Source organism: Nocardia acidivorans NBRC 108247, assembly GCF_001625085.1.
Lineage (GTDB): Bacteria > Actinomycetota > Actinomycetes > Mycobacteriales > Mycobacteriaceae > Nocardia > Nocardia acidivorans.
Map to the genome: position 1 here is coordinate 82,778 of NZ_BDAW01000034.1, position 18,605 is coordinate 101,382.

The following is an 18,605-nucleotide window of genomic DNA, read 5'->3' on the forward strand; positions in this document are numbered from 1 at the left end:
GGGGGTTCCGGCCCCAAACCCGATCGGCACCGACTTCGCCTGTTCAGGGTCGCGCTTCGCCCAGCGCCGCGCGGAGGTAGCGAACGGCGGCTTCGTCGTCCAAGCCCAGTCGTCTGATCACCGCCACGTACTCGGTGGCGGCGCGGCCCGCCACATCCCGGGTGGGATCGCCGGAGGAGGCGATGAAGGAGCCCAGGCGGCCCCGGGTTTCCAGGACGCCATCCTGTTCGAGTTCGCGGTAGGCACGGGCCACCGTATTGGGTGCGAGTTTGAGTTGGGCGGCGAGGGCTCGAACGGTCGGGATCTTGGTTCCGGCGGCCAGTTCACCGGAGCGCACGCGCGCCACGATGCCCTGCCGCAGTTGTTCATAGGGCGGCACCGCCGAGTGGTGGTCGACCGGGATGTCGAGCATGGTTTGTTCACACCTCGTCACGCGACAGCGGGCAGGACAGGCAGCGCGGACCGCCTCGGCCGGAACCCAATTCGGAACCGGGGATGGGTAGCACCTCGATTCCGGCGTCGACGAGCCGCGCATTGGTCATCTCATTGCGTTCGTAGGCGACGACCACGCCCGGCGCGAGCGCGAGCGTGTTGTTGCCATCGTCCCACTGCTCCCGCTCGGCGGCCACACCGTCCAATCCGGTATCGATGACGCGGAGCTCACCGATGCCCATGGCCTTGGCCGCGGCGGGCAGGAACGGATCCGGGCCGAGCATGGTCACGGTGCCGTCCACTTCCTTGCGAATGGTGAACGCGCACAGCGAATCCTGCATATTCGGGTACATCACCATGGCATCGACGTCGACCATGGTGCAGACGGTGTCCAGATGCATGGTGGCGCGATTCTGCGCGATCGGCACCGCCAGCACGGTATGCGCCAGATCGTCCTCGAAGAGACTGCGCGCCAACGCTTCCGCGCCCGCCGGGGTGGTGCGCTCACCGACCCCGACCGCCACCACGCCCTTGGCCAGCAGCAGCACATCCCCGCCCTCGATCGGCGCGGTATGCGACTCGTAGGCCCGCCGCACCCCGAGGAAGCGCGGGTGGAAGGCGTAGATGAGATCGGTCAGCGAGGTCTCGCGCGCCCGCGCGGGCAGCGCGAGCGAGGTGATCGCCACCCGCGGCCCGACCCAGAACGAGGAATCCCTGGTGAACAGCAGATTCGGCAGCGGATCGATGACGAAATCGTGCCCGTGGTGCATGCGCACCACCAGCGAGGTGTGGTCCGGCCCGAACGGCAGTTCGTCGAAGGTCATGCCCGCCATGAGAATCTGCGCCAGATCGGCGGCGGGCATGGTACGCAGATACGCCGCCAGCTCATCGGCGAGCGCGTGCCCGAGCCGCCGCGCGTCCACCGCACCGGAGATGCCCTGTATCCGCGCCGCCCCGCTCACCCCGATGGTCTCGGTGAGCAGATCCGACAGCAGCAACACCTCCACCCCGCGCTCGCGCAACACTCCGGCGAAGAGATCGTGCTCCTGCTGGGCACGCTCCACCCACGGGATGGCGTCGAAGAGCAGTTGGTCATTGTTGCGCGGGGTCAACCGGCGCAGTTCGTCGCCCGGGCGGTGCAGCAGCACCGTGCGCAATGCGCCGACTTCCGAGGTGACGGAGAACGGTCGCGCCGGAGGCGCAGCCTTGATTCCCATATCCTGACGGTAGTTGCCCGCAGCGGAGATGGCATGCAATTCGCGCCCGGGAAAAACCTCGACTAACCTTCAGGTATGCAGACCGCGCCCTGGCAGGCCAAGGAACTGACACCCGGCCAGCTGGCACAACGTGCCGGAGTTTCGGTGTCCGCCTTGCATTTCTACGAACGTGAGGGCTTGATCACAGCCCGCCGAACCAGCGGCAACCAGCGCCGCTATCCCCGGGAAACCCTGCGCCGAGTGGCCTTCATCCGCATCTCACAGCGTGTCGGAATTCCACTCGGCGAGATCCGCCAGGCCCTGGACAATCTGCCCGACGGCCGCAACCCCACCCGCCGCGACTGGGAGGCGCTGTCCACCGCCTGGCGCTCGGACCTGGACGAGCGCATCGAACAGCTGATTCGCCTGCGCGACAGCCTGACCGGATGCATCGGCTGCGGCTGCCTGTCGCTGGGCACCTGCAAAATCGTGAACGCGCACGACCATCTCGGCGATGCGGGGCCGGGCGCACGCGTCCTGGACGTGCATGCCGCGGAGAACTGCGCCAAACCCGAAACGGGCTGCGCTATGCCTCTGGCCGAGACGTCTTGAGTTCCACCGGCCGAACCGCCTCGAGCTCGGGCTCCGGTGCGGGCGTCTCGATCCTCACCTGCGGCTGCTCACGCGGCAGGAAGGTGGTGAACAGGTCGTTGGCGCGGCGCATGGCGAACTCGTACGGCCACGCGAACTTGCGCACCCACCAGTAGCCGAAGCGGATGTCGAATTGGGTGTGAATCAGGTAGCGGCCCTTCTCGACCCCGCGCAGGATCGACTCCGCCACCTCCTCCGGCTTCTTGGCATGCCGCCGGAATCGCTTGATCCACGCCTGAATTCGCGGATCCTCCCGATCCACGCCGACCACGTCGACGGTCTGCACCAGCGGCGTGTCCACCGCACCCGGCACCACCAGGTGCACCGCGATCCGGTGCCGCTCCAAATCGAAGCGCAGCACCTCCGACACCCCGCGCAATCCGAACTTGCTGGCGCTGTAGGCCGCATGCCACGGGAAGGCCATCAGCCCGGCCGCCGAGGAGACGTTCACCAGCGCGCCACCGTTGCCGGCCGCGATCATCGGCGGGATGAAATTCTCGATGATGTGGATGGGGCCCATCAGGTTCACATCCACCAGGCGCTTCCAGTGTTTGTGCTCCAGATTCTCGACCGTGCCCCAGGTGGAGATACCGGCCACGTTCATCACCACATCGAGCGGACCGACCCGCTGGTGCACCTGCTCGGCGAAAGCGGTGACGGCGTCGTAATCGCTGACATCCATGGCCTGGGCGTACTCCACCACCCCGCCCGCGGCGCGGATATCGGCGACCGTCGCGTCCAGGCCGTCGGAGTTCACATCGGTGAGCACCAGTCGCGCGCCTCTGCGGGCCGCGGCCAGCGCGGTGGCGCGCCCGATACCGCTGGCGGCTCCGGTGATCAGAGTCTTCCTACTGCTGAAGGTTCGCACGCCGGTCCACATCCCTTTGATTGCCCCATTTGTCCACCGAACCTACTACGCGGTCAAACTCCATCGCGAGCAATGCAACCCCCCAATCCGCCCCATACTTCTAGGGGGTTACAGACCGCCCGGTTCCGGGTAGGTCCAGGTCGAGGGCTATCCGCCCGGCCGCCAGATGCGTCTCCACCTCTTCGGCGGGCATCGGCCGCGCGATCAGGAATCCCTGTGCGCGATAGCATCCCAACGCCACCAGGGTACGGGCCGCGACGGTCGTTTCGACACCCTCGCCGACCACGCCGAGACCGAATGAACCGGCGAGTCCCACAATCGATTTCACAATCGCGAGATCGTCCGCGCTGGCGCCCAGGCGCTGCACGAAACCGCGGTCGATCTTCACCGCGTCCACCGGCAGCGCCTTCAAATGCGAGAGCGAGGAGTAACCGGTGCCGAAATCGTCGATGGCGATCTGCACGCCCATGCGCTTGAGCCCGCGCAATGTCACCTGGGTGCGGGCCAGATCCTGGACCACCACATGTTCGGTGATCTCCAGACACACCGAGGAGCCGTCGATGCCGAAGCGGCGCAGAATCCCCTCCATGGTCTCCACGAAATCCAGGCTCACCAACTGCACCGGGGACACATTGATCCGGATCACCACACTCGAGGCCAATCCGCGCCTGCGCCACTGCGCGAACTGCTCACACGCCGAGCGAATCACCCAGCGCCCCAGCTCACCCGCGAGATTGGTGGCCTCCGCGACGCCGACGAAGGCGCCGGGCGGTAGCAATCCGCGCGTCGGATGCTGCCAGCGCACCAGCGCTTCCAGGGCCACCACCCGGCCGGTGCGCAGATCCACCTCGGGCTGATAGTGCAGCAGCAGTGAGCCATCCGAGACCGCGCCGCGCAGATTCAGCTCGACATCGTCCTGGAGTTCGAACTGCGCGCGCATGGCATCGGTGAAGACCGCGACGCCGTTGCCGCCGCTCGATTTGGCCGACAGCAGTGCGTGATCGGCCCTGCGTAGCACATCGGCGACCGTGGTCTCACCCGGAATGCCAACGGCCACACCGACACTCGCGCCACGACTGACGGTCTCGCCGCCGACGGTGACCCGCCGCGCGATGAGCTGTTGAATCCTGGTCGCCTCGAGATCGGCCGCGCTGGCATCCATCGGCTTGGCCGGAACGATGACGAACTCGTCACCGCCGAGCCGGGCGATCACATCATTGGGGTCGAGATGATCGCGCAGGCGGGTGGCCAGCGTGCGAATGAAGTTGTCCCCGGCGGTATGCCCGAGGAAATCATTGAGCGCCTTGAGCCGATCCAGATCCAGGAAGAACGCCGCCACCGGTCCGGGACTGCCCGCGCGCAGCCGCTCCTCCATATGCTCGAGCAGCGCGCGCCGGTTGGCCAATCCGGTCAGATCGTCATGCATGGCGATATAGCGCAGCCGCTCCTCGGCGACCACGCGCGCCTGCAACTGGGCGAAGAGCGCGGCAATCGCCTTGAGCACATTCAGCTCTCGGGTACTCCACTCACGATCGCCCTCTTTGACGAAACCGAGCACCCCGGTCGACTCCCCGCGCGACACCAGCGGCACCGCCGCCATGGAGACCGTCGGAATCCCGGAGGACAGATGAATCGTGTGCTGATAATCCGCGTGCTCGGGAATCGGGCGCACGATGAGCGGTTCGGTGGCGTTCTCCAACTTGGCGAAGACCGAATCCGCGCGATCGAAGTAGGTGACCCGCAGCGGATCCGGTGCGATGGTGACCGCGCGCCGCGGCCACTCCGCGATGAGCACCGAGGCGCGCCGCTCCCGATCGGTATGGCGCAGATAGCTGAAGTCCACGTCGAAGTGATCGACGAGCCAGGACAGCACGCGCTCACTCGCCGCCACCATCGTGGTGGCGTCGACACCCATCAACTCGGAGGCAACCTGGGTTACCAGTGAGTCGAGCGTCTGCCGAGGCACCTTGTCTCCGATCCCATCAGCGGGTTCCCGCACCCGGTATCGGAAGCCGCCGACTTCTCGCCGTGACCTCCGCCGCATAGCTCAGGCGAAGTACCAACGCCACGGTCTCGTGCTCGGGCACTCCCAACAGGTCCAGGAAACGGCCTTGAAGTGACGTTAGTGTATCGGCGAACTCCGGGGAAACCGTGTTCAAGTCACCGGTCTGTCGGGCGTAGAGGAACACCGGGGAGACCGGCTGCACCGCGAGCCCGTGCCGCTGCGCCTCGATCCACACCCGCTGCAGGGTCTCACCGCCGCGCGCGTAGGCGGCCAACTCCTCGGAGTCGCCGGCGGGCGGGGCGGCGAAGGTCACCGCGACCACCGCGGAGGCGGACAGCACGCGGTCCCGGGTGTACTCACCGAGCGCGACACCGCCGTGCCATTCGCGAATGCGATCCATGACATCGGCGCGGCCGCCGATATCGAGTTTGGCGAGTTCGTCCGGGGCCAACTCCATGGTGCGCAGATCCAGACCGGCGCGCAGATCGTCTGTGGGCCAGCGCAATTCGGAGAACATCTCCGCGTGCAGCACCGGGGTCAGATAGCGGGCGGTGTCGGAGGCGGCCAGCAGGGTCGCGGCGGTCGCCAGATCCTCGGCGTCGGTGATCCAGCGCAGACCGCCGCCCGCCTTGGCCGCGGTGGTGGCCAGGATATCCAGGACGGCCGGGTCGATGGGTTCGCCGGTGCCGAGATTGCGATTGGTGACGCGATCGAGCAGATCCGGATAGTCGCGAGCCAATTCCGGCTCGCTCCAATCACTCAGCTGCAACACGGCGGTGAGGGGCGCGGTGCGACTGTGCCGTCCGGTGCCGCCGGTATAGAGGTCGGCCTCGCCGAGCACACCGTGCGCGGCCGCGGCTGCCCGCGCGTTGTACAGCGCCGCGCCGACGGCCACCGCACTGCCGCGATAGCCGATATCCATTCCGGAACTGCGCGCGATATCCAGCTCGATGACGATCGCGGAGTTCTCCTCGCGCAGCGACCAGGGCTGCACATTGCCGCCCGAGGGTGCGAGCTGCGCGGCGGCCAGCACCGCCCGCGCCTCGGTGCTCTGCCGCGCCTCGACCTCGACATCGGCCGGCCACGCCAGCTCGACGACCGGATCGGGTTCGGTGACGGCGTCCAGGCAGGCGGTCAGATCGACGCGGGTGCGGCCGGACGGCAGCGCACCGCCGAGGCCGATGCGGCGCACCGCGGCGGCCACCGTGGCACCGCCGAGCTGCACGTCTCCGGCGAGTTGCGGCCAGCTGTCCAGGGTCTGATCGATCTCCACCAGGCTGGCGGCAAAACGATCGGAAAGGCCGTGCGCGTCCAGGATTCGGACCACGTAGGGCGCCTTCTCACGGGTGGTGAGGCCGCGAAGATCGGCGCGCGTGGCCCCGCCCAGTAGGCCGTGGAAGGGCTCCCGCGCCGGTTCCAGGTCATAGCGTTCGATATCGAGCAGACCACGATCGCTGGTCTCCATGAGCAACGGGATGCCGTACTTCTTGGCGGCCTCGCGCACGGCGAGTTTGATATCGAGCGAATCGCACTCCTCGACCACCAGGGTGAGGTCCGCGAAGAAGTCGTCGACGTTCTCGTCGGTGAGTCCGGCGGTGTAGATCTCCACCGGTAGGTAGGGGTCGATCTCGGCAATGCGGCGGGCGGTGACCACGGCCTTGTTGACGCCGATATCGAAGAGCGAGCCGGGAATGCGATTGAGGTTGGCGAGTTCGATGGTGTCGAAATCCGCGAGCTTTATCCGCCCGCAGATGCCCTCCATGGCGAGGGTGTGCGCGATAGCGTGGCCGACGCTCTGCCCGACCACCCCGATTGTCTGATTTGTCAGTTTTTCTTGCTCGGCGCGGGTGAGCTTGTTGCGGTTCCGGTCCAGCCGGACAGTTCGCAGCAATTCCGGTCCGGGCAGCGCTACCGCGGATTTCCGCCACGGATAATAAATCCAGCGGTCAGATTCCGGTCCTTCGGACAATTCCGGCGGGGCTACGAGATCATTGAATTCGGCGCGCAGCAAATCCCGAAGATCGGTGAATTCAATACCATTCTGCGCGCGCAATTCTGATATCCGGCGCGCATCCTCCGGATCGGATTCATCGAGAAAAAGCGGTCGATATTCCGCGGCCGCGTTATGGTCGGAATTCATTGTCAGCCGAGTCCTCCGGTGCCGGTCAGGTCGGCCGGCAGCGCGCTGCGGCCCTCCGAGAGTGCCTTCTGTTCCAAGTCGATCAGGGCCAGCTGCGATTCCGCGGCGACCGATCGAAAGGTCCGCATATCCCACCAGAGCGGAATGGTCCGGTAGCGATCATCGGGGAACGGCACGGCTGGAATCCACCAATCCGAGCGCGCGCCACTGGTGCGATAACCCTCCGCGGCATGCTCACCCGCGGTGACGAAACCGTAGCGGGCACCGAGCAGGGTGGTGACGTGCACGACGCAGCGATCCAGGGCCGCGCCCAGCGCACGGCGTTGCGCCCGGTCCAGACCGCGATCGGCCCAGACCGCCTTGACCTCGACGACACCCTCGGGAATTCGGTCGACGACCCGCTTGCGCAGGGCCGATTCACCGGGCCGGCCCGCCCAGGCGCGCAGGGCGTTGACCTCGTCGACATGCGCGTAGGGTCCCTGCACGCGCAGTCCGGCCACCACATCACCGAAGGGATCGATGGCGGCCACGAACAGCGCGCTCGAATGTCCGTCCACCGTCTTGTCGTATTCCAGAGCGGGATCCACGCCATAGCGCCGATACGCACGCAACGCACCCATGATGTTCCGGCGCCACAGGCCCGGGTGCGCGTGCGGTGTGCCGACCCAGAAGGTGCACCCCGACGACGCATCCTGGAATCGCAGTAAGTCCTCATCAGCCGAATCCGACGGGACGACTGCGACTACTTCCACAGCCATACAGTTCCTACTCCGTTGCTGCGCGTGATCCGCGCGACTACCGAAGCCCCCGTCCGATACGGTCATGTATCAACCGCGCCCGGTACAGGCACCTAGGGGAGTATCCGCCAGCCGTGAGAAATTGTCCAGGCGTCCGGCAAATCTTCCGAAACCCGAATGGACGTCTAGAAATCCCCCCTGGTCAAACCATTGCTATCAGTCATGAAACACAACCACAAGACTGGTTGGTTCTCATTTAGTTAACATTTGGCTATCAGATTAGGATGGAGATGAAAAGTTCCAGTTCCGACGGGCCGGACCAGATCTCGATCTCCTCTCGATACGCCCGGGTGATCTCGGCCGAGGCGGTCGCATCGTCCACCTGCGCCCACACATCCTCCGCGGGATCGTGATAATCCCCATTCGGCTGGAAGCGGGCGTACACACCCTTGGGGACGCGGATCAGCACATCGCCGACCGGGGCGTCGTAGGGCGAGGAGTACTCATAGGAAACGAGCACGTTGTAGTTGCCCGCCGGATCGGGGACATACACCGTGGCCAGCGGTTTCTCCGCGCCGCGATCGCGGAGCCGATCGCGCAGGAACTCGATGAGCTCACTGTTGGAGACCTTGAAGCTGGGCCGTACCCGCGGCACCACGAGACCGCCGTACACCCCGCCCGGGCGCACCACAATCGAGTAGGTCATGAGGCCTCGACCGCCAGGTACAGCTCGATCTTGTACGCGTGGGGATAGCACTCGAAGTCGCCGCTGTGCGTGCGCTTGATCTGGTTGTGCTCCTCCGCGTACGCGATCTGCGTCCACAGGTCGGTCATCACCTGCGGGAAGCTGCCGACCGAGGAGAATCTGGCGTAGGTCCCGCGCGGTAGCCGGGCCACGATATGGCCGCGGGTGACCTCGTCGAAGGACTCGCACTGGTATCCGACGATCTGGGTGTTGAAGGTGCCGAGCTCGGCGGAGAAATCGGTATACGCCGAGGCGAGCGGACCGCCGAGCTCCTGATGCAGGACGGCGGCCCAGGCCACCTCCAGATCATGGTCGCGCAGCTCCCCGAGAGCGCGTTTCGGGCTGCGCACCGGCAGCCCGGCGACCCACGTCTCGTCCCGCTCGACGATCTCAAACTGCATTGGTAGGAACTCTCTCTGGGTGTGACGCACAGCCCGCTGGCCAACCTTCGCCATGCTATCAACCAAGCTAGACGTGCTCGGGCAACACGACTGAGGTTCGGCTAAGTCCGATCTCGGCGCCGGTGCGATCGCGCCAAGGGTGCGCGCCAATGCCGCCAGAGCGCGAGGAAGCGGAGGGCCACCGCACCCGCGCCCGCCAAACCGCCCGTCCAGTAGGTGTATTGGCCGTGCGCGAGCAGCGCCGCGGTCACCGCGGAGCCCAGCAGCGCGGGGACGGCATAGAGCTCGCCGTCGCTCAGCACGCTCGGGGTGATGCCGGCGAGCACATCGCGGACCACGCCGCCGCCGACCGCGGTGACCACGCCGAGCGCCGCGGCCGAGGTGGCCGAAAGTCCGTGCTGGAACGCGGTAACCGTGCCGGTGACACAGAAGATGCCCAGGCCCACCCCGTCCGCGAGCAGCAGTGGCGTGCGGATCAGGCGATTGGGCGGATGCCAGAAGAAGATGAGCGCGGCGGCCAGCAGGGCCGTGCCCGCGTAGCTGATGTGCACGAACGCCGTCGGGGGCGTCTGGCCGATAATGAGGTCGCGCATGATGCCGCCGCCCGTGGCGGTGCAGACGGCCAGGACCGCGATGCCGACCACGTCGAAGTCCCGCCGCACCGCGAGCAGCGCACCGGAGACGCCGAATGCGAACACGCCCACCATATTTCCGATCCTTTGGGCGGTGCCGACCGCGTTGCCGAGCTCGACGAGATTACTCATGGGCCGGTTCACCTCTCTGTCGCAAACACTCGGCTACCGGGGCACTGTATGCCTCGCCGCCACGCCGGACCGACGCGCCCCGGTCGTGCCCCGGATACGGTTGAATCTCCCTTGTGTGCCGCACAATTGCTGAGCTGGATGCGCAGCTCACGGGGTGTAGAGCGTGCCCGCGACTGGTCGCCTGGCGGGAACAGGTGGCTCATGACAAGCGGGCAGCGTTTCGTGACGAAAATTACTGGGGGAAACCGGTTCCCGGATTGGGGCCGGACGATGCCCGGGTGCTCATCGTCGGCCTGGCCCCGGCCGCGCACGGCGGCAATCGCACCGGGCGGATGTTCACCGGGGATCGTGCGGGGTATGTGCTGATTGCCTGCATGTTCGAGGCGGGTCTGGCCAACCAGCCGACCAGCACGCACCCGGGAGATGGCTTGCGCCTCATCGGCTCCCGGCTCACCGCGCCCGTGCACTGCGCACCGCCCGGCAACAAGCCCGCCCCCGAGGAACGCGATAACTGCCGACACTGGCTGATCACCGAATTGGGGCTGCTCGCCCCGACCCTGCGGTCGATCGTCGTGCTGGGCGGCTGGGGCTGGCAGGCGCTGCTGCCCGCCCTGGCCGAATCCGGCTGGGCCGTACCGAAACCCAAACCCCGCTTCACGCACGCCGCCCACTACGAACTGGCCCCCGCCCGTTCCGATCGCGCGCCGCTGCACCTGTTCGGGACCTATCACCCCAGTCAGCAGAACACCTTCACCGGCCGCCTCACCCCCGCCATGCTCACCCGGGTGCTGCGCGACGCCGCGACCACCGCCGGGCTCACGCCGCCCGCGAGCTGAGCGGATCGGCGGGGAGCGGCACGGGTGCCCGGTCCCGGTCCCGGTCCGAGTTACGATGCGGGGCGTGAGCAGGGCCGATAGCGCTTCGGAGAGCGCCGAGACCGCGCAGCCGATGAAGCGGCGGCGGGCACAGACGCGGGCGCGGCTGTTGGACGCGGCGTTCGAGGCGTTCGCGGAGGACGGGCTGGGGCGGTGCACGGTCGAGCAGATCTGCGAACGGGCCGGATTCACCCGCGGGGCATTCTATTCGAACTTCACCTCACTGGAGGAGTTGTTCCTGGCCATGTGGGAGCAGCGGTCCGCGGCAATGCTGGCCGAAGTGTCCGCGGTACTGGAGAACGATGTCGCGATTCCGGATCAGCGCGAGGCGGTCGAGTTCGTGCTGAGCGCGGTTCCGGTGGACGACAAATGGTTTCGCATCACCTCGGAGTTCACCGCGCACGCGCTGCGCAACCCGGACCTGCGCCGAATGATGGTGGCGCGCGAGGAGGCGATTCGCGCGGCGCTCACCCCGGTATTGCTGCGCCTGCTGGCGCGCGTGGGCCGCGATGTTCCCGATCCGGTGGCGCTGGGCCGGGCATTGATCGCGGCGCATGACGGCACCATGGCGCAATGTCTGCTCGAACCGGACAGCGCGGATGTCCGCGAATACCGTGTCGATCTGTTTATGCGCGTGCTCGAGTCCTATACCGATCCGTCGTAGGTTTCCAGCGCGGCGCATACCGCGCGCACCCGGTCATCCCGGAATTCCGGCATGTCGTGTTCGATGGCGTGCAGGACATCGACGGCGGCATCGGATACCGCCCAGAAATTCAGTTTCCTGATCAACCTTTCATCGAGGGGTAGTCCGCGGCAATCCTGTACCCGCCGAACGAATTCCGCCCCCGCCTCCGCCCACAAGTAGCTGAGGTCGTAGTCCGGATCGCCGATCTGCGCATCACCGAAGTCGATGACGCCGGTAATCCGATCCCCCGTCACGAGCAGATGATCGAGGCTCACATCGGCGTGAATCAACGCCGGCGAATATTCGAAGTTGCCGTCCCTACCCAGATATCCCTCCCACCGCCGCACCAACTCGCGCCCCGCCGCCCCGGGCAGCAATGGAATCACCTGTGCCCGAACCCGTTTCAAGTCCGCCGCGAAATCCGCCCGAAAGTCCGGCTCCTCGATCCCGAACCCCCGAGCCCGATCCACCGAAAACCGCTGCACCCCATCGATGAACTCGGCAATCACCCGCGCCGTCTCATCCTTCTCGAGTAGGCCCCGCGCATACCACTCCCGAGTCGGCAGCACCTCCCCCGGCACCAGCGGATATCCGGCACACTCTCCAGGCCCGAGCGGATTCGGCATCGTGAACTCGTACCGAGGCACCCTGATCGTCAAGGTCTCCGCCAACTCCGCGAGCAATCGCCCCTCCCGCGCCACCCCGTCGGCCCCGTCCTCATCCTTGGGCAGTCGTACGACATAGGCGTCCCCCACCAAAACGGCCACATTCTCCTGCCCCTCCCCCAACACCCGCATCCCCATCCCCGCCAACCCCGGCCGAGCCGACCCCCGAAGCGCCCCCCGAACCCTCCCTTCCCAATCCGTCACCAGGTCCGAATGCGCACTCATATCCACCCACCCATCCTAGAAACCCACCCCAACCAGCCGATTCGTTGACTCCGCCCCCCACCTGCTAAAGTTTTCCACCGCAGGCCGGTAACGGTCAGCGGCTGGGGCTATAGCGCAGTTGGTAGCGCGTCTCGTTCGCATCGAGAAGGTCAGGGGTTCGATTCCCCTTAGCTCCACCAATCGTGTCATTGCACGAACCGATCCCAACGGGGCCGGTACCGCGTCTGCGGTACCGGCCCCGTTGTCGTTTCCGGGTTGGGGGATGCGGAAGGTGGGAATGAGCCGGTCGGGTCCGGCGATCTTGGCGTGGGCGACCAGGGTTTCGATCAGCGCTTTGGATTGGGTGTGGCTGCCGCTGGTGATGATGTCGGCGATGTGATCGGCGATCCGGTCCAGGGCAGCGGGGCGGGGTGTGGTGGGGGCGTTGGCCAGTGTTTGGGTGAGTTCGTCGCGGCGGGTCATGAGTTGTGTTGTCTTGGAGCGCAGTTCGGTGAGGCGGGGGCCGACGAGTTCGGGAGCGAGGGTGCCGGTTTCGAAGGCGGTGAGGTAGCGGTCGACTGATTGCTAGGTTTTGGTGAGTTCGGCTGTCACGGTGGCCAGTTCGGTGCGGGTGTCGCTGCTGGTGTCGTGGTGGCGTTGTTGGGCGGCGGTGATCGCTGCGGCGACGAGGTCGTGGCGGGTGCGGTAGAACTGGGCGAGCGCGTGCAGCAGCGGTGTCGACGGCGTCGGCGTCGAGGCGGGTGAAGTCGCATTTTGGTGCTGTCATAGCGCACGCGGGTGAAGCAGGTCTAGTACCGGTAGGTGCGGTGGCGTTCGGTGGCGCGGGTGCCGACCATGGCGCGTCCGCAGCGCGGGCAGCGCAACCGCCCGGTCAAGAGGTAGTCCGAGGAGTTGGCAGCGCGGTGGGCGTGGGATTCCCCGCGCGCGTCGAGGACTTGTTGGGCGTGGTCGAAGGTGGCGGTGTCGACGATCGCGGGGTGGGTGTCGGTGACGGTGGCACCTCGGAAGGTCAACTCGCCAAGGTAGGTTCGGTTGGGCAGGATGCGCAGGACGTGGTGGCCGAGCTGACCGGCGAACAGCCACTGGCCCGCTCGGTCTACGCGAAGGCAACACACCCCGCCCTGCCCAAGGTTACCGAGGCACTCGCCTCGTATCCGGTCACGCCCGGCACCGAAGACGCCGACCTGTCGCCCGAAGCGCTCGCCGCGCGGGTGCGACAGGCGTGGGTGTTGTGGCACGGTGCGGCCCACCAGCCCTCGGCCGTCGCGACCTTGCTGCCGAATCTGTTGTGCGACACGCGCGTTGCTGTGCGACAGCTCGAGGGCAAGGACCGCCGCAGGGCTCAGGCGCTCCTCGCGCAGGTCTACCACCTCTCCCAGCTGTATCTGTCGTTTCAACCGCCAGCGGCACTGGTTCTGATGTCCGGCGACCGCGCCATGACGGCCGCGCAGGACGCCGACGACCCCCACGCGATGGCCGCTGCGGCCTGGTACGTCAACCACGTCTACCGCGACGCGGGCGAGGAACACGAAGCGCGCGTCGGGCTGGCACACCAGATGTGTGCGCTACTGCGCCCCGACAAAGCAGGCCCGGACCTCGCGCTGTGAGGACTGCTGCACCTGGCCATGGCGCTGTCGTACGCGAAGATCGGCCGAGAAGGCGACGCCCTTCGCCATTGGGACGAGGCCGACCGCGCCGCACGAGCACTCGGCGAGGACCACGTGCACCCGCGGCTCATCTTCGGTCGCGCGATGGTCGACGCCTACATGATCACCATCCAAGCCGACCTCATGCACAGCGGCTACGCGATACAGCAGGCCGCCAGGGTCGACCTGAACAAGATGCCCTCAGCCACACGCCGCAGCTTCCACACCTCCGAAACCGCACGCGCGCACCACATGCGCGATGAATCACTCGCCACGGTGACGCTGCTGTCGAAGGCAAATCGGGAATCGCCGGACACCTTCGAGTTCTCCTTGTTCGCCCGCTCCGCGGTGCCTGATCTCGTCGAGGGCGGTGGTGCAACGGTCCGCGCAGACGCCGAACGACTCGCCTCGGTGCTCGGACTCGAAGTCTGACGCCGCCGAGACTCCCGTAACCTACGAGCCCGTTGCCCTCTGGCTTCGCTCACGGCGACCTCAACCATGGGTAAGCCCCGTAGAAACCTCAGAGCGAGCGTTCACCAAATCGGCGCCATACCAGATCGTGTGTCGCGGACTCTGCCATGGCGATGACCAAGGAATTCGGATTGATCGAGGGGCAGATTTGAACCCCTCGGAGAACGAGCCAAGTCAGCGGATGCGCCGACGCACGCGGCGATAGTCGGTGGTATAGCAGCTTACTGACGTTACATCGTATGCGTAATGCGGGTCGGAGTGAGATCCTCCCAGCCCGCCGAGTTCGATTCGGTTTTCGGTGTCGCCGGCTCAGGCGAATCTACCAGTTCCGCGAATACCCTAGTGGCCTCAGCCTGGGCTCGCTCCCTGGCAGTTTCGTGGCATTGCGAGATGACCTTCGCCAGTCGTCCGGGATCGACGGACATTGCGGACTGTGAGATTTAGAGATTGGTGATCGTTCCATTCATATCGGCTTCAACGAGCACTTCGCCGCCGGATGTTTGGGCGTGACCTCGAACCTGCGATATCGTACTCTGGATACGCTGACGTCGCGCAGCCTGCTGTTCAGTATTCATCGGTAACCCCTTGGTCATGAAGCTCGATCCGATATCTTGCGAGCCTCGGACACGAACGCTAGCGGCTATAACTCGGTAACTGCAACCGGGCGATAGTCGCCCGCTTGAGGAGATCGAGGTTAGCGGCTTATGACAGTTCCTGTCATGACAACCGACCGAAGGGCGGAATCCAACATGATCGTCGTTTTTCCGGGTGGACTGTGGATCTCGATGGATTGAATTGTCGTGGTTGTAAGCTGATCACCAGTCTGAACCGACACCGCATCTCCGATGCTGACTGGTTCCCCGGAGAGTTCTCCCGTGACAAATATCCATTTGGCACGACTCGGAAGGTAATCGACTCGTTCGACAACCATCCGCGAAACAGGCTGACTCATTCTGCATTCCTCCGCCATGTAGCCACGAAATCATCCTCGGCTCCGTAAGCCGCTTCTTCCAGCGCCTTCGTCTGCGAGTTGATTGCACCGTCCAGGTATTGATCAACGTGCACGCTCTCGTGACCTAGCGTACGCACAAGAGTCTCCGGGTCCTGGAACGCCGACGGTGCGAGCATTACTCCGTCCGCATCAGTTCGTGCGACTGCCTGTTGATAATCCATGTAGGAGATCGTATCGGCGTCACTATCGGCGATAATCTCGATCTTCGCTCCCTTGAAATCTACACCGGCCAGGCGGGCGTAATACTCCACCGTCTCCATGGTTCGAGGCAAGCCGATATTGCCCGCCATGACCTCGCTACTGGACAGCGCACCACCACGAGAGTAGAACTGTGTGGCTTCTTGCTCGATCGTTTTGGCTTCGAGGCTGGCGACTTCGTCGAGTTCTTTAACTGTATTTGCGAGGATGCGTTCTGCTTTGGCCGCAGTGGTGAGGGCGTCGTCGATTTTTGCGGCGGTCACGGCTTCGGTGACTGTCGTGGCGCAGGTGTCGATGTTCTTCGCGAATTTCATGGCTGTGACAGCGGTGAGGACCACACCGGCGCCAGCGGTGACCAGGGTGGCGAGGAGATCGATGGCCAGGTAGATGATAATGGCCTTCTCGAGCTCTTCGAACGCGGTCTTGATGGTTTTGCGCAGCTCGACGAGGGGCTTTTTGAGGTTCTCGCAGGCGGTGGCCAGTTGATCGGCGGACTTGTACAGGTTGTGCCCGGCTCGCTTGAGTTTTCCGAGCTGGTCCATCAGGTCGTAGATCTCGGGTGAATCGATCTTGGCCAGGGTGTTGTTGACGATGCTGATGTCAGAAGCCGCGTGGGCGATGGCCTCGGTCCCGGCGAAGTCCTTCCAGGCGCTGGCCGCCTTACCGAGTTTGTCGGTATCACCGTCGGGGATATGGATGTGGATCTGCTCCATCACCTGGGCGATCCCGCACAGTAATCCCGAGCCGGGACCGCCGGAGGCCGGCGGACCCACCCAGCACAATTCCACCGGCACGTCCGCCGAGGCGGGTTTGGTGGGACCGGCACCCTTGCTGGGGTTGGTGTCGGCATGATAGTTGGCCAGGGCGTGGTTGTAGCCCGCCAGGCTCACCAGACTGGCGAAGTACTTCAGTGTCTGTGCGAGTTTGCGGGCATTGTCGATGGTGTCGCCGGCGCGAGTGTCGTAACTGGTGGCCCACTGCTTGGCTGCATTACTGGACCCGGCCATCGACCCGGTGCCGTTGAGCGCTTTGTCGAGTGTGGTGGTGGCGGCATCGATATCGACACCGAGATCGGTGAGTTTCTTGGAATTGTCGTAGAACACCTGTGGGTTGACGCTGACCACGGGTTCACCTGCCGCCGAACATCTGGGTATTGGCTCCGATTGCCGCGGTGTACTGGCCGTGCGCGTTGCGGGCGGCGACGCTCATATCGGTGACGCCCTGCGCGAATTCCTGTGCCCCGGAAAGCCATTGGCGGTGCGCGTCCTCATAGGCGGCTGCTCCCGCGCTGTCCCAGCTGTCGGCGCGCAGCGTGGTGACCTGTTGATCCAGGGCGGTGAGATGGTCACCGAGGAATTTCGCGAGGTTCGAGAGGCGTGTCACGATCGAGTCCAGCTCGGTGAGGTCTACTGAGTATTCGTCGCTCACGACAGATCCAGGTTGGTGAACTGGTCCGCGGACAGCAGGTCGTGGCCGACGTAGGTCTCGGCGGTCACCCCGAGCTGGTCGGCCATCGTGGTCAAAGCGTCGATGATGCGATGCCCACCGTCGGAGCATTCGCCCCAGCCAGTACCGAAGGACGTGGCCGCCGTTCCGGTCCAGCCGGTGGTCGTGAGCGAATCAACCTCCCGCCCTGCCGATTTCAGCGCCGAACGCATTGTCTCGGCGATGTCCAGGGCGGATCTACCCAGTGCTTGCACATCCTCGGGAACGACGAACAGGCTCCCCGAACCCCCCTCTTCACTCATAGCCAGAAAGGTATCAGCGCTAAACAGCCGTCGCAGTGCGGGTTCCCATCGAAGGCCGGGAGCCGAACAGCTCAGCGTGCGGTCCGTAGCCCGGTTTCGCGGCGGGACGAGTGCAGCGAGAACAGCAGGATGCCGAAGCTGTCGGTCGGGAAGCCCTGGTAGTCGGCGAGTTTGGCGGCGACGGTGGACAAGGTTTCGGTGCCGGTGTCGTACTCGAGGAAGAACCGCACGGTGTGGCGATCGTGCTCCCAGCAGCCGTATCCGTCCGGGCGGATCTGGGGATCGCGATCGGGCACTACTGACGTCCAGAACTGGTCGGCGCATTTGCGTTCCGACCACCACTGCGTCAGGCCCTCCAGTGCCGCCGTGTCTGGGTATCGGGCTGGGTTGCGGTGCGCGGCCAGCGCGGCGAAAAACCCGTTGATGCCCAATCGATGCTCGAGGGTCGGGGAGCAGGCCAGGCGTTCGAGCATCAGTGCGTGCGCGGCCGGGGTCGGTGGCCGTTCGGCGCGCTGGGCCGCGATCAGGCGTGCGCCGAGATAGCCGAGGGCGTGGCGGGTTTGGCTGGTGCCGCCGCCGTAGAGCGATTCACGGAAGGCGAACAGCATGCCCATCTCCCGTAGTTTGGCCAGCCGGTCTTGTGCGCGGCGGATCGAGGTGAACTCCAGGGCGGCGATCTGGTCGGTAGTGAACACCTTGTGTTCGGCCAGGAGTGAGAGAAGACGACGGTCACGATCGAGCAGACGAAACCACGGACCCGCGTCCGGATGCCCGCCGGAGTGCACGGCACGGCCGCCGCGCCGCCCCGCGCGCGAGTATGTCCCAGTATTGATACTGAGTTGGGATTTCGCCCCCACCCCCGGATTCGAGCGGCGCGGATGCTGACATCGTGTTCGGCGTTTGGGGTAGCGGTTATAGGACGCCGAGCAGACGCCGACCCACCCGCACCACCATCCGCCGACCCAAACGCGGCCCTGCGGTCATCGGGGCCGGTCATCGGGCACCACCGCCCGCGACCGGCCGGGCACCCACGGCCCGGATGATCACGTCCGGCCCGTCCACCAGCACCGCACGGTTCGTATGCTGGTCCGTCAGGTCCACTTCATTACAGATCCGTAGGTCATCGACCTGCGGATCTGTT

Annotated in this window: 21 protein-coding genes and 1 tRNA gene; 7 read left to right on the top strand and 15 right to left on the bottom strand. The window is 65.5% G+C overall.

The window, feature by feature from the left end:
- Positions 1 to 43: 43 nt before the first annotated feature.
- Both NA10_RS19735 and arcA read right to left on the bottom strand, forming a co-directional pair.
- Entirely contained in the window at positions 44 to 412 is a 369-nt protein-coding gene (locus NA10_RS19735) for a GntR family transcriptional regulator (RefSeq protein ID WP_067570077.1), read from the bottom strand.
- Between the two features lie 7 nt (positions 413 to 419).
- On the bottom strand, positions 420 to 1,649 hold the full coding sequence (gene arcA / locus NA10_RS19740; RefSeq protein WP_067570079.1) for an arginine deiminase: 1,230 nt from the start codon (positions 1,647 to 1,649) through the stop codon (positions 420 to 422).
- A gap of 75 nt (positions 1,650 to 1,724) precedes the next feature.
- Between arcA and soxR the strand changes: the two genes are divergently transcribed.
- On the top strand, positions 1,725 to 2,240 hold the full coding sequence (soxR, locus tag NA10_RS19745; RefSeq protein WP_067570081.1) for a redox-sensitive transcriptional activator SoxR: 516 nt from the start codon (positions 1,725 to 1,727) through the stop codon (positions 2,238 to 2,240).
- Here soxR and NA10_RS19750 read toward each other — a convergent pair.
- From NA10_RS19750 to NA10_RS19780, 7 genes are all read right to left on the bottom strand, one after another.
- On the bottom strand, positions 2,215 to 3,147 hold the full coding sequence (locus tag NA10_RS19750; protein WP_373862392.1) for an SDR family oxidoreductase: 933 nt from the start codon (positions 3,145 to 3,147) through the stop codon (positions 2,215 to 2,217). The two genes, soxR and NA10_RS19750, sit on opposite strands and share 26 nt — an antisense overlap.
- A gap of 100 nt (positions 3,148 to 3,247) precedes the next feature.
- Positions 3,248 to 5,113 carry a putative bifunctional diguanylate cyclase/phosphodiesterase gene (locus tag NA10_RS19755; RefSeq protein ID WP_281180206.1) on the bottom strand — a complete coding sequence of 622 codons (1,866 nt, stop codon included), beginning with the start codon at positions 5,111 to 5,113 and terminating at the stop codon, positions 3,248 to 3,250.
- A 16-nt stretch (positions 5,114 to 5,129) separates the two neighbouring features.
- A complete protein-coding gene (locus tag NA10_RS19760; RefSeq protein WP_067570085.1) occupies positions 5,130 to 7,292 on the bottom strand; it encodes an Rv1355c family protein in 2,163 nt (720 codons plus the stop codon).
- Between the two features lie 2 nt (positions 7,293 to 7,294).
- On the bottom strand, positions 7,295 to 8,050 hold the full coding sequence (locus tag NA10_RS19765; protein WP_067570087.1) for a hypothetical protein: 756 nt from the start codon (positions 8,048 to 8,050) through the stop codon (positions 7,295 to 7,297).
- 253 nt (positions 8,051 to 8,303) lie between these two features.
- Positions 8,304 to 8,735 (bottom strand): effector binding domain-containing protein, encoded by a 432-nt coding sequence (locus NA10_RS19770; RefSeq protein WP_067570089.1) that lies wholly within the window; start codon positions 8,733 to 8,735, stop codon positions 8,304 to 8,306.
- The gene (locus tag NA10_RS19775) at positions 8,732 to 9,175 is read right to left on the bottom strand and encodes a GyrI-like domain-containing protein (protein ID WP_067570090.1); all 444 of its coding nucleotides are present in this window, start codon (positions 9,173 to 9,175) and stop codon (positions 8,732 to 8,734) included. The genes NA10_RS19770 and NA10_RS19775 overlap by 4 nt, the downstream gene beginning before the upstream one ends.
- A 101-nt stretch (positions 9,176 to 9,276) precedes the next feature.
- Positions 9,277 to 9,939: a trimeric intracellular cation channel family protein gene (locus NA10_RS19780; RefSeq protein WP_067570093.1), complete on the bottom strand. Its 663-nt coding sequence runs from the start codon at positions 9,937 to 9,939 to the stop codon at positions 9,277 to 9,279.
- A 113-nt stretch (positions 9,940 to 10,052) separates the two neighbouring features.
- Here NA10_RS19780 and NA10_RS19785 point away from each other — a divergent pair, with 113 nt between their 5' ends.
- Positions 10,053 to 10,775: a uracil-DNA glycosylase gene (locus tag NA10_RS19785; protein ID WP_084514995.1), complete on the top strand. Its 723-nt coding sequence runs from the start codon at positions 10,053 to 10,055 to the stop codon at positions 10,773 to 10,775.
- A 112-nt stretch (positions 10,776 to 10,887) separates the two neighbouring features.
- Positions 10,888 to 11,478, top strand: a complete 591-nt coding sequence (locus tag NA10_RS19790) for a TetR/AcrR family transcriptional regulator (RefSeq protein ID WP_084514996.1) — start codon at positions 10,888 to 10,890, stop codon at positions 11,476 to 11,478.
- On the opposite strand, the gene NA10_RS19795 is transcribed toward NA10_RS19790, so the two are convergent.
- Positions 11,460 to 12,296 carry a phosphotransferase gene (locus tag NA10_RS19795; protein WP_067570098.1) on the bottom strand — a complete coding sequence of 279 codons (837 nt, stop codon included), beginning with the start codon at positions 12,294 to 12,296 and terminating at the stop codon, positions 11,460 to 11,462. The two genes, NA10_RS19790 and NA10_RS19795, sit on opposite strands and share 19 nt — an antisense overlap.
- 196 nt (positions 12,297 to 12,492) lie before the next feature.
- Here NA10_RS19795 and NA10_RS19800 point away from each other — a divergent pair.
- A tRNA-Ala gene (locus NA10_RS19800) sits at positions 12,493 to 12,568 on the top strand.
- Positions 12,569 to 12,695: 127 nt separating this feature from the next.
- A complete protein-coding gene (locus tag NA10_RS38225) occupies positions 12,696 to 12,950 on the top strand; it encodes a hypothetical protein (protein WP_218021555.1) in 255 nt (84 codons plus the stop codon).
- 227 nt (positions 12,951 to 13,177) lie between these two features.
- Here NA10_RS38225 and NA10_RS38230 read toward each other — a convergent pair whose 3' ends face one another.
- A complete protein-coding gene (locus NA10_RS38230; RefSeq protein ID WP_067570102.1) occupies positions 13,178 to 13,402 on the bottom strand; it encodes a recombinase zinc beta ribbon domain-containing protein in 225 nt (74 codons plus the stop codon).
- 39 nt (positions 13,403 to 13,441) lie between these two features.
- Between NA10_RS38230 and NA10_RS38235 the strand changes: the two genes are divergently transcribed.
- Positions 13,442 to 13,996, top strand: coding sequence for a hypothetical protein (locus NA10_RS38235; protein WP_067570104.1), 555 nt, complete (start codon positions 13,442 to 13,444; stop codon positions 13,994 to 13,996).
- Between the two features lie 18 nt (positions 13,997 to 14,014).
- Complete coding sequence (locus NA10_RS36885) at positions 14,015 to 14,467, top strand: hypothetical protein (protein ID WP_067570106.1); 453 nt, start codon at positions 14,015 to 14,017, stop codon at positions 14,465 to 14,467.
- Positions 14,468 to 15,454: 987 nt separating this feature from the next.
- Here the strand turns inward: NA10_RS36885 and NA10_RS19825 are convergent.
- From NA10_RS19825 to NA10_RS19840, 4 genes are all read right to left on the bottom strand, one after another.
- A complete protein-coding gene (locus NA10_RS19825; protein ID WP_067570108.1) occupies positions 15,455 to 16,840 on the bottom strand; it encodes a hypothetical protein in 1,386 nt (461 codons plus the stop codon).
- Positions 16,841 to 16,844: 4 nt separating this feature from the next.
- Positions 16,845 to 17,144 (bottom strand): WXG100 family type VII secretion target, encoded by a 300-nt coding sequence (locus NA10_RS19830; RefSeq protein ID WP_067570110.1) that lies wholly within the window; start codon positions 17,142 to 17,144, stop codon positions 16,845 to 16,847.
- Positions 17,141 to 17,464 (bottom strand): WXG100 family type VII secretion target, encoded by a 324-nt coding sequence (locus NA10_RS19835; RefSeq protein ID WP_067570112.1) that lies wholly within the window; start codon positions 17,462 to 17,464, stop codon positions 17,141 to 17,143. The genes NA10_RS19830 and NA10_RS19835 overlap by 4 nt, the downstream gene beginning before the upstream one ends.
- A gap of 71 nt (positions 17,465 to 17,535) precedes the next feature.
- Positions 17,536 to 18,321: a replication-relaxation family protein gene (locus NA10_RS19840; protein ID WP_307188403.1), complete on the bottom strand. Its 786-nt coding sequence runs from the start codon at positions 18,319 to 18,321 to the stop codon at positions 17,536 to 17,538.
- Between the last annotated feature and the right edge of the window lie 284 nt (positions 18,322 to 18,605).